The organism is Haematobacter sp. (genome assembly GCF_032102465.1).
Taxonomy (GTDB): Bacteria; Pseudomonadota; Alphaproteobacteria; order Rhodobacterales; family Rhodobacteraceae; genus Haematobacter.
Window position 1 is genome coordinate 1 of record NZ_DAMDHB010000064.1, and the last position, 11081, is coordinate 11081.

The 11081-nt window shown below is 64.0% G+C and carries 7 protein-coding genes and 1 pseudogene; 6 read left to right on the forward strand and 2 right to left on the reverse strand.

What is annotated here, in order from left to right; translation table 11 throughout:
* A partial coding sequence (locus tag RT513_RS20135) for a hypothetical protein (RefSeq protein WP_313534444.1) occupies positions 1-321 on the forward strand: 321 nt, incomplete at its 5' end.
* 93 nt (positions 322-414) lie between these two features.
* Positions 415-611, forward strand: a pseudogene (locus RT513_RS20145) (IS3 family transposase); the annotation flags it as partial.
* Between the two features lie 146 nt (positions 612-757).
* Here the strand turns inward: RT513_RS20145 and RT513_RS20150 are convergent.
* The gene (locus tag RT513_RS20150) at positions 758-4294 is read right to left on the reverse strand and encodes a hypothetical protein (protein ID WP_313534446.1); all 3537 of its coding nucleotides are present in this window, start codon (positions 4292-4294) and stop codon (positions 758-760) included.
* Between the two features lie 1658 nt (positions 4295-5952).
* Positions 5953-6837 carry a LysR family transcriptional regulator gene (locus RT513_RS20155; protein ID WP_313534449.1) on the reverse strand — a complete coding sequence of 295 codons (885 nt, stop codon included), beginning with the start codon at positions 6835-6837 and terminating at the stop codon, positions 5953-5955.
* A gap of 129 nt (positions 6838-6966) precedes the next feature.
* Here RT513_RS20155 and RT513_RS20160 point away from each other — a divergent pair, with 129 nt between their 5' ends.
* From RT513_RS20160 to RT513_RS20175, 4 genes are read left to right on the forward strand one after another with little or no spacing between them, the layout of a single operon-like run.
* Complete coding sequence (locus RT513_RS20160) at positions 6967-8049, forward strand: 4-oxalomesaconate tautomerase (protein WP_313534450.1); 1083 nt, start codon at positions 6967-6969, stop codon at positions 8047-8049.
* 40 nt (positions 8050-8089) lie between these two features.
* Positions 8090-9079 (forward strand): ABC transporter substrate-binding protein, encoded by a 990-nt coding sequence (locus RT513_RS20165; RefSeq protein ID WP_313534451.1) that lies wholly within the window; start codon positions 8090-8092, stop codon positions 9077-9079.
* Positions 9080-9089: 10 nt separating this feature from the next.
* Positions 9090-9920 carry an ABC transporter ATP-binding protein gene (locus RT513_RS20170; protein ID WP_088215504.1) on the forward strand — a complete coding sequence of 277 codons (831 nt, stop codon included), beginning with the start codon at positions 9090-9092 and terminating at the stop codon, positions 9918-9920.
* Positions 9907-10680, forward strand: coding sequence for an ABC transporter permease (locus RT513_RS20175; RefSeq protein ID WP_313534454.1), 774 nt, complete (start codon positions 9907-9909; stop codon positions 10678-10680). The genes RT513_RS20170 and RT513_RS20175 overlap by 14 nt, the downstream gene beginning before the upstream one ends.
* Positions 10681-11081: the final 401 nt, after the last annotated feature.

The following is an 11081-nucleotide window of genomic DNA, read 5'->3' on the forward strand; positions in this document are numbered from 1 at the left end:
TGGGGGAAGGTTCACATGGCTCAATTCTCAATGGAAATTACGCGCCGAACCAGCTTAGTTCTGCGTGGAAACCAACACGAAGCGCCTCAGGACACGCCGGACATCCTGCCAAGCGCCTCGGCGACCTATGCGAAGAAGATTGCATCACTCACGAAGGCGCTCAATCGCAAGGAAGAGCGGCAGGAAACGCCACATCCACGCACGTTGTCCGAGCGGCAATACGAGCCGATCACAAGCTTGGCTCGCGCAGTTAAGCCGGGAGTTGGAGAACAATCCGAAGACGGTCGCGAAGTGGCACGCGCGCGATGGTCAAGGATATGAAGACCGGCCGGAGGAACGGCGGTCGACGGTCCTGACCGGGGAAGAGGAGGCAGCAGTCGTCGCTTTCCGAAGGCACACGCTGCCCCGACTGGGGACCTGCTCAACGAGGCCATGTTCCGCAACATGGCTCACGCCCGGGTCGGGGATCACAACCTAGGCCCCGACTACAACACCCGAACGCCCGCGTTCGGCCGTGACCTGGCAGACCCCGGCTGACCCACGTGCGGACCTCTACCATTGCACTCCTCCGCCCCGCTGCGCGAGACGAAAGCTCCGCGTATCCGGCGATCGGTCACTGGCGGCTCCTCCGCTCAAGACCCCATTCGTGGCCTTGGTCAGAGTTCTCCCGAAACGGCTGCCTCAACGATGATGTCGTCTCCAAAGCAGGCTGCGCTGCGGGAGCGCCTCTCTGTTCGACCGGCGGAGTTTTTCTGCGCTAGATCGGGGCGGTGATCGCGTCGAAAGTGGTGTCCTGTCGGTTATATCGCTCGTTCGAGGCTGCGAGGGCTGCGGCCCCGAGCAGTTCGGCGCGTATATCCTCGACCTTGCGGGGGGAGGGCGTGTCCGGCGCATGTTCATATTGCCAGACAATCACGTCGAGATAGACCGGCCGCGTGAAGCGCCGGCCTGTCAGCAGCAGTGCCTGCGCAACCGCCGGATATGGTGTGTAAGTGGCATCGCCGAGCCAGTCGCGCAGATCGGTCTCCGGCACGCTGAAATCCACGCCCATGGCGGCCAGCGCCTCGATCATGCCGGGGGCGAGCAAGGGGCCCGCTGCCGGTGCCTCGGCAAGGAGTGCGCTGTAAAGCCGCAGCCCCTCGGCCCGGGTCGCCGCCGCGACGACGGCTCGCCCCTGCTGCTCCAGCGCGCGGGCCAGCGTCATCGCGGCCAGGGCGCGATCGATCCAGGGCTGCGGACAGGCGGCGCGGTTCTCGGTGCGGGTCGGCAGATCGGCATTGCGGAAATCCAGTACCACCGGGGCGTCACAGCCGGGATGGCGCAGTTCGATCAACCCGTCATGCCCGCCGGGCGCGTTCATGAACTCGCCGGAAACCAGCGGCAGCGCGGCAAAGGATTCGATGACACGGCCCTCTTCCTGCACGCGGGGATTGTCCTTCGCACCGGTCATCTCGAACCAGACGGTGAAGGCGCGCCCGTCCGGTGCGGCAAAACGATAGATGCCGCCATAGGCCAGCCGGTCGGGCAAGTGGCCGTTCTGCGCGAGCGTCCGCTCCCGGAAGGCGGCGAAGTCGATCCCCTGCGCTGCCATTTCAGCCGCCTCCACCGCATAGACGAAACCAAGGTCGTCCAATGGTTCCTCCAGCTGGTCTGGCTCGGCCACCGGTGCGCGGTAGATCGCGAGCCAGAAGCCGAGGTCCGTCTTGTCTACGAAGGTCCAGCGGGCGGGCGGCGGGAAGGTGCCATCGACCGAAACCCGCAGGTTCAGGTATTCCTCGTCCAGCCCCGTCCAGCCGAGACACAGCATCCCGTCCACGCTGCCGAGCGCCGGGGCGTCGTCACTGCGTTCGCCCAGTGTGGTCTTGACCCCGATCCCCTCGATGCCGAAGCCCCCGGCGGTAGTGCCAAGGAGCGTGACCGGCGCGACGTTGAGCTTGCCCTCCCCCGTCCCCTTCCAGCCGAGGAAGAGCCGCCCCTCGTGCGAGGCAAGGCAGGGGGCCTTGTCGCTCGTGTCCTTCAGATTGGTTTCGGAGAGGAAGGCCCGCCCGTCGCGCGAGACGAGCAGGTTCAGCGCGCCTTCCCCGGTGCCGGTCCAGGCCAGATAGAGCCGGTCCTGATGATTGGCGATCGCGGGGGCGGCCTGGCTGGTTTCCTCCAGCTGGACCTTGTTCAGCAGCGTGCCGAAGCCATCCACCGGCGCGGCGAACACCGGTACCTGCGCGACGTTGAGCTGGCCCCGCCCCGTCCCTGTCCAGGCGATGTAGAGATGCCCATTGGAGGCGGCGAGCGCGGGCCCGTGTTCGCTGGTGTCGCGGAAAGTGACCTTGCCCTTGAAACTCTGGCCGTGATCTTCGGAAAAGGCGATGTTCAGCCGCCCCTCGCCGGTGCCCGTCCAGGCGATGACCAGCACCCCGCCGAAGGAGGCCAGCGCCGGTGTGAAGCGGGAACTGTCGGCCAGCGGGCGCACCCAGCTCAGCCCCTCCACCCCGTCGATGCCGAGCTTGCGCGTGGCCTGCACCCGCGCGACGTTGAGGTTGTCGTTGCCCGCGCCCTTCCAGCCGGCAAACAGCGTACCGTTGTGGAGCGCGAGCGAGGGCCCGTCGGCGGAGGTCTGCTCCAGAACGGTCTTCTTGTCGGCGGGCCGCAGGTTGGCACCCGCCATGAAGCCCCGCGCGACCCCGAGGTTCACCGAGGTGGCGCGGATCGTGTCGGGGTCGTCGGGGTCGTCGGCATAGGGATCGACGCGGGGGTCGGGATAGGGCTCGAACCGGATCAGATCGTGAAACATCACCTCCGCCCGGGATGGGATCAACGTGGTGGCCTGCGCGCGCGAGGTCTGTTCCCAGGCCTGTTTGAAGAAGTCGATCTCGTCCCGGCCATAGCCGCTGTTCAGGAACGATCCGCCCCCGCTCATCAGGAAGGAGGGGGAGCGGTAATAGACCTCCCGCCCCGGTTCGGCCAGTTCACCGGCGGCGCGCAACTCCGGCCGCTGGCCGTGATGGAAGACGTGGAAGGCCTTCGGCACCGCGGGGTCGAGCGCGACGATATAGGCCGCGGGCGGCGGGCGGTAATCGGAGAGCCCGGCGATCAGCGCCGTGGTGCGCAGGCTGGCGGGAAAGGCGGCGGGCCGGAACGGCTGCCCGGGGGCCGGCCGGGGGGCCGGCTCCGTCATCCCGGCGATCGCGCCGAACATGCCCGCCACCTGATCGCCCCAGAGGTCGAACAGGTCGTTTCGCGGGTTGGCCTGATGGTCGATCCGGTGCTGGAGCCGCCGGAACGGCGTCACCCGCCGCAGCCGCGTGCTGGACACGGCGAATTTCATCATCGTGTAGTCGAGCAGGATCTGCGCGCCCGCCCTCACCTCGTCATCGCCGGCGAAATCCTGCAGGTTGAACAGCGGGTGCAGCGCCAGACGCTGGTAGGGCCGGGCGTTGAACTCCAGGAAATCGTGCCGGGCGATCACCTGCATATAGCGCGTGAGCCAGAGGGCGAGCCCGTTGCGGCTGTTGTCGAAGCGCTGATCGCCCGTGCGCTGATGGCGGAGCTGGTTGACGAGGTAGCGGGAGCTTTCGATCATCAGCAGGTGGTTCTCGGTCTCCGGCGCGGGATCGAGGAGCGAGAGCGCAAAGCCCGGCTCACCGGGAATGGCGACATGCAGCCCGACGCTCGCCGGGTCGGAGACGAGCTTGTAGATCTCGATATTGTCGGGATGGGCGCCGCCGAAGCCCTCGGGCATCAGGCTGTCGAGGATGAAATCCTGCGCCTGCCGGGCGCGCTCCGCCAGCGTGCCCGCATCGCCCGGCCCGGCCAGTTCCGGCGCATAGCGGTAGGCCAGCGTCATCAGCCCCTTGACCGCCATGTCGTAATCCCGCCGGGAGCCCATCTCGCCGTCGCCCCGGTCTAGCCGACGCAGCACCTGCGGCAGCAGTTCCGCGCTCGGCGGCTCGCCGGGGGCGGCGAAACCCGGATCGTCGCGCACGGCCTGGCAATGGGCCATCAGGGCGATGGTCTTGTCTTCGTCGGCCTCGCCGGTGAAGCCGGCGATCGGGTGGTCCATGGCGAAGGACCGGGCGATGCCGCTGGCCCGCGCGCGGTGGCTGGCAAAGGCCTGCGCGGGCGAGGCATCGGCGGCGGCCGGATCCAGCGGATCGGTGTTCAGCGCATCGGGCGCGGGCTGCGCCGCTGAAGACCAGACAAAGGGCGGCAGGATCCACAGCGCGGCGGCCGCGGTGGTACCTTGCAGAACACGGCGGCGCGTGACGCGGGTCGGCGTGGCGGTGGGATGGGGATCCATGATCTCACATCGGCCAAGGGACGATGGTGGATGCTAGGCTCACCTTCGGCCGTCCGTCAAACGCCGCGCACGGTTGCCTCGGCCGGCGGGCGGAACATGGCCGGCCCGGGCGGTACCTCGCCGGAGCGGAGGCCCCGCGACAGCCCCTTCACATAGCATCACCATCGCCTCCGCCGAGGTCAGCGTGCCTTCGCATCCCATTCGGGAAGAGCCGGCCCACCTGTTTGCTCCCACGACTTGATCCCTTCTGCGGCCCGGAAGGAGACCCCATGGGACAGGTTGGTCGCAGGGAGCGCCCGGGCTCACGCTGTCGGGACAGCAAGGGTAAGCGGTGGAGCGAACGGTTGCAGCTTCGCTCGCGCAGTGGGGCGGGCATGGGAATGGACCCCAAGACGGTCGCCAAATGGCGGAAGCAGACGACAAGGATCGCCCGACTGCTCCAAAGGCCCTCTCTCGACAGCCCCGACGGAGGCTGAGGAGGCAATGGGTGCAGCGCTCCGCCGGCATACGCTTCTGCCCTTGATGGAGGGGTCTTTCTGCCCTGCAGTCTTCTCTCCCGCACTGACATGGGATCGGCCTTGCATCGGCGGCTGATACACCATGGGCGCGCCATCCGGAAGTGGACCGCGACAAGCCGGGGCGGTAGCGGTTCAGGCGCCTCCGTCCGCTTCTTCCACCCACAAGGCAGACCAACGGGAAAGCTGTCGTTCTTCGGGGCCAGTGACCGTACCAGCTGGTTCGCCGTTCGCCAACCCGTGGACACGACCGACAGGCGGACCGTCCGGGAGTTTCCGGCGCATGTGCCACCCGCTGTGCTTTGCGGTATCCCTCCGATCCTGACCGACAATGGCGGTCAGGTTGCCACGCAACCCAACGCCACCCGGTCGCGTCAGATGCGCTTCGACATGAGCCGAGAGGCAAACGGGATCGATCACCGGCTCACCAAGCCCAACCATCCGTCCACCAATGTCAGGTCGAGAGGAGGAACAGCTATGTCAGGGACGCGACCGTCAAACGTTCCCTCTCTAACAGGCGGCTGAAAAAGTCTCGAAGTGTCATGCCTATGCCCTGGAAATCGGAAAATCGGCCCGGAAATGCCCGGAAGTATAAGAATTTCCGGCGGGATTTCGTCAGATGGCGAACGATTTCCGTTCCCGTACAGACCAAAATGCCTTTTTCAGCAGCCTGCTAAGGGCTAAGAGCAGTTGCGAACCCACCGCGCCGGCCTTGTCTTGCGCCGCGGCCGACTGTCCCCTGAACGGCCGGCTTATCCCGCCTCACCCATAACTTCGCCCGGGAGCCTCAAAACGCTCGTGCCAACATGCAGAGGTCAGACAGGGTCATCGTCAATCCAGGTGCGGAGACTGGAAAGCTGCGGTTGGACTTCCATCTCCTTGTATCACAAGCCCCTCGCCATGTTCGCCGTGTTCCTTGTTTCCATGGTCAAGAATGGTTGCGACCCGGACTGAGGCATTGTTTAAGCTGACGTGAGCGGTCGATCTGAAAGTCGCTTATCTCTCCGTGTATTCGCATCGCCATCACGGGGGACAGCGATCTTCCCTCTACCTCTTGGAAGAAGGCGTGTTCAATTCCAGATGGACAACCGGGCCCGCGACAAGGGAGCAGGCGCGCCTGCTCAATGACTGGCCAGCGCATCCTCAACGATCATCGGTCCATGTTCCCAGCAGCATCTCCAGAAACCGCCCCGCCGCGGGCGAAAGCTTGGCGTTGCGCCTGCGTACGACACCGATCGGCCGGGAAATCTCGGGGCCGGTCAGCGGCCGCGTCACGAGGAACGGATGGTTTCCCGATGGTGTCGCCAGCTTCGGCAGGACCGAGATGCCGAGGCCCTGCTCCACAAGGCCCAGTGACGTCGAAAGATGCGTGACCTCGTAGGTCCAGCGTAGTTGCACATCGTGTCGGGCAAGCGCCGTGTCGAGCAGCGTCCGGTTGCCGCTCGACCGGTGCACCGTGATGAGAGGATAGGATCCGAGATCACCCCAGCTCACCGCCTCCTTGGCTGCAAGAGGGTGGTCGCGCCGCGCCGCCAGCACGAACGGGTCATCCGCGAGGTGCGCGAAGTCCAGATCCGGGTCGGAACTGCCCATGATGTTGATGCCGAATTCGACCTCGCCGCGCGCCACCGCCTGTAGCCCGTCAACTGCCGTCAGATCGAGAATGCGGAAGCGGATATTCGGATAGACCTTGGTGAATTCCTTGATGACCGTCGGCAGGAAGTAGAACGCCGCCGTCGGGATGCAGGCGATGGTCACCAGCGCGCCGCTCTGCCGTCCAAGCTCGCGCACGGCAAACAGCGACGAGTCGAACTCCTCAAGCATCCGGCGCACGAGCGGGATCAGCTCTCTGCCGATCGCTGTCAGGGAGACCTGCCGCGTCGTGCGCTCCAGCAGGGGGGCGCCAACGGCGGCCTCAAGCTTCTGGATGCGGCGGCTGAGCGCGGATTGCGACAGGTTCAGCGCCTCTGCAGCCCGGTGAAAGCCATTCAGATCGACGACGGAAAGAAAGGCGCGCAGGTCCAGCATTTCGCAATTGATGTTCATAGCGCAATAAAACACCCGATATTGGCATTTAACATATCGCTGTTATCCCGACATAAGCAATGGACGCGTTGGTTGATCTTCTAGATGCAACAGTTCGGGAGGGCGCGCAACATGAACGATCTTCAACCCATCCCTTGTGTGCTGATGCGCGGAGGAACCTCAAAAGGCCCGTTTTTCCTCGGCTCCGACCTGCCGTCCAATGTTGCCGAACGCGACCGGATTTTGCTTTCCGTGATGGGTTCGGGCCATCCCTTGCAGATCGACGGCATCGGCGGCGGCAATCCCGTCACCAGCAAGGTCGCGATCATCAGCCCCGCCTCTGTCGCCGGAGCGGATGTCGATTATCTGTTCGCACAGGTGCGGATCGACCAGCAGATCGTCGACACCTCGCCAAATTGCGGCAACATGCTGGCCGCGGTCGCGCCCTTTGCCATTGAGGCGGGGCTTGTCACCGGCACCGACGGCAAGACGCTGGTGCGCGTCCATAACGTCAACACCGGCAAGATCATCGAGGCAGAGCTTTCGACCCCGAACGGAAAGGTGTGCTATATGGGCGATGCATCGATCGACGGCGTTCCGGGTCATGCGGCCCCGATCGCGCTGACCTTCCTCGATGCCGCCGGTGCGCGGACGGGCCAGCTTTTCCCAACCGGCATGCCGCTAAACCACATCGGCCACGTGGATGTGACCTGCATCGACTGCGCGATGCCCATGGTGCTGATGAATGCGGCCGCTCTGGGCGTGACTGGCTATGAGACGGCGGACGCGTTGAACGCCGATGCCGCGCTACTGCGGCGCATCGAAACCATCCGCCTTGAGGCGGGCCACCTGATGGGCATGGGCGACGTGACGCAACAGGTCACCCCGAAGCCTGTGCTGATCTCGCCCGCGCGGCAGGGGGGTGACCTGAACGTGCGTTATTTCATGCCCCATGAATGCCATCCCTCGCTCGCGACGACAGGCGCAGTTGGCATTGCAACCGCTGCGACATCTGCTGGTACGGTTGCGGCGGCGCTGATCGGGGATCGCCCGATCCCGACGGTCCTGCGGATCGAACATCCGAGCGGGGGACTCGACATCAAACTGGACGAACGCGACGGCCAGAGGATCGCTGGCGTCCTGCGGACCGCGCGGCGTCTGTTCGACGGCGTCGTTTATGCAAAACCCGAAAAGGCTGACAAGATCGCAGCATGAACAAAGGCGCCGGGAGGGCGCCCCATTGGAGGAGATACCCATGAAAACCTTGATGATGGCGCTTGCCGCTTCCACCGCTTTGGCATTCCCCGCGCTGGCGCAGGAAGTGCGGATGAGCGTCGGATCGTATAATCTGAACAACCTGCCGTTCCCGGTGGCTCAGGGCCTGGGCTATTACGAGGACGAAGGTCTTGACGTGACGGTGGACAACTTCGCCTCGGGCGGGTCCAAGACGTTGCAGGCACTGGTAGCGGGGTCCACCGATATCGCCGTCGGCTTCTACGACCACACCATCCAGAACAAGCACGTCGTCGGCTTTGTCGAACTCGCACGGAATTCTGGCCTTGTGCTGGCGGGGGGCAACAACACGACCTTTGATCCGGCGAACCCCGAAACCATCAAGGGCCTGAAGGTCGGCATCACAGCACCGGGGTCGTCTTCGGACTTCTTCATTCGCTACTACCTGCAACAGCACGGCATGACCGGAAATGACATCGCCATCATCGGCGTCGGTTCGGGTTCGGCTGCGGTGGCTGCGGTGGAGCAGGGCAAGATCGACCTGCTGGTGAACTACGACCCTGCCGCGACCTTCATCGAGGCGAAAGGCGTCGGCAAGATCCTGATCGACGCGCGCAGCGATAAAGGCGCGACAGAGGTCTATGGCGGCATATACCCGACCTCCGTCCTCTACGCGACGCAGGATTACATCAACAAAAACCCGGAGACGATCCAGAAGGTGGCGAACGCTACGGTCCGCGCGCTGCAATGGATGAGCGAACACAGCGCCGAGGAGATCGTGGGGAAACTGCCCAACGAATACATTTCGGGCGACCGCGCGACCTATATCCAAGCTGTTGAGAATGCGAAGGCGATCTTTTCCACGGACGGACTGTTCAACGAAGCGGATGTCGAGACGCCCTTGCGGATCCTGCGCACCTTCAACGATTCCGTCGCCCGCGCCGATATCGACCTGACGAAGACCTACACCAATCAATTCGTCCAAGCGGTCCCCGCAACCAAATCGAACTAAGGAGGAGGAAATGGCGTTGGCCGCTCTCAAGCAAGTGCAATATCCAGACAATGCCGCGCAGGCGGCCAGGTCGATGGTGGCGCTGAAAGATGTCCGGATGGCGTTCGGCGAATTCATCGCCGTGGACGATGTCAACCTCACGGTGGCAGATGGCGAGTTCCTTGCCATTGTCGGTCCGACCGGCTGCGGAAAAAGCACGATCCTGAATGCCATCGCGGGGCTCTTGAAACCCGCGAAGGGCAGCGTGACGATTGATGCCGCGCCCGTCACCAATGTCGGCGCAGATATTGGCTATCTGTTCCAGCAGGATGCCCTGCTGCCGTGGAAGACCTCCATCGAAAATGTCGAACTGGGCCTGATGTTCCGCGGCATCGCCAAGGCGGAGCGCCGCGAGCGGGCGATGAACTGGCTTGCGAAGGTCGGTCTGAAAGGGTTCGAGGATCGTTATCCGCACCAGCTCAGCGGCGGTCAGCGCAAGCGCGTGCAAATGGCGCAGGCGCTGATCACCGGACCGAAGGTTATTCTGATGGACGAGCCGTTCTCCGCATTGGACATCCATACCCGCCACCTCATGCAGAACGAGCTTTTGCGGCTGTGGCAGGAGGAGCGCCGCGCCGTGGTCATGATCACCCATGACCTCGAGGAGGCGATCGCTCTGGGTGACCGCGTCGTCGTCCTCGCAGCCGGACCGCGCAGCCGGGTGATCGACAGTTTCCCTGTCGATCTGGAACGCCCGCGCGACGTGGCGGAAATCAAGCTCGATCCGCGTTTTCTCGAACTCTACAAGAACATCTGGGCGTCGCTTCGCGGCGAGGTGGAGAAAAGCTATGCACGCAAATAGTGTCCGTCTGATCCAGTTGGTCATTCTGGTGGTCCTTGTCGGCGGCTGGCAGATGGGCCTCAGCGCCGGTATCATCGACCGCTTTTTCTTTCCCCCGCCGTTCGAGATCGGCAGCCAGATCGTCCGCTGGATTTCCGACGTGGGCTTTTACAGGCACGTGGGCATCACGCTGACAGAGACTGTGCTGGGCTACATCATCGGCACCGCGCTTGGTGTGACGGCGGGTGTCTGGCTGGGCCTCAGCCGAACCTCCGCCCGCATTCTCGATCCCTTCATCAAGGGACTGAATGCGGTCCCGCGTGTGGTCCTTGCGCCTATCTTTGTGCTGTGGCTGGGGCTTGGCCTGTGGTCAAAAGTCGCATTGGCCGTCACGCTGGTGTTCTTCGTGACCTTCTTCAACGCCATGCAGGGGGTGCGCGAGGTCAACCCGGTGGTTCTTGCCAATGCCCGCGTGCTTGGGGCGAAAAAGGGAGAACTGCTGCGCCACGTGTATTTCCCGGCGGCGGCGAGCTGGATCCTGTCGTCGTTGCGTACCTCGGTCGGCTTCGCGGTCGTCGGTGCGATCATAGGCGAGTACCTTGGGTCGTCCGCGGGCCTCGGTTATCTGATCGCGCAGGCCGAAGGGAACTTCGATGCGGTAGGCGTCTTTGCGGGCATCATCATTCTGGCGATCTTCGTTCTGATCATCGACCAGATTCTGGATTTCGCCGAACGCCGCCTGATCACCTGGCGTCCAAACGCGGAAGAACGTCCAGCCTGACAAGCTATACGCACGACCTTCGCGCTGCCCGCCGACGGGCAGCGCATCTCTTTGCGGCTGGGCGATGCGAGGTCTGAGCGCACTCAGCCCAAGGAAACTATCTCATCGACTTTCAAAAAACGATTGCACCAGCAAGTTTGCTTTGCCGCGTTTCCCACGCAGCGGCCTGAAAACGGCCCGAAACGTCTGCGCCCTTCCCACAGCCGCCGACCTGCCTTTCGAAACGATCACTCATCGCCGCATCGCGCCTCGATTATCTGGACCTCGGCGCAGATCTGATCTCGATCCGGGGCTGCTACAACTACGACAACGCGGGGATACGACCGCTAAGTCCTGCCGCTGACCCGGGTCACGTCCGTCGAGGTTGTGTAATTTCCCGGATGGCCTGAGGTCATGATCAG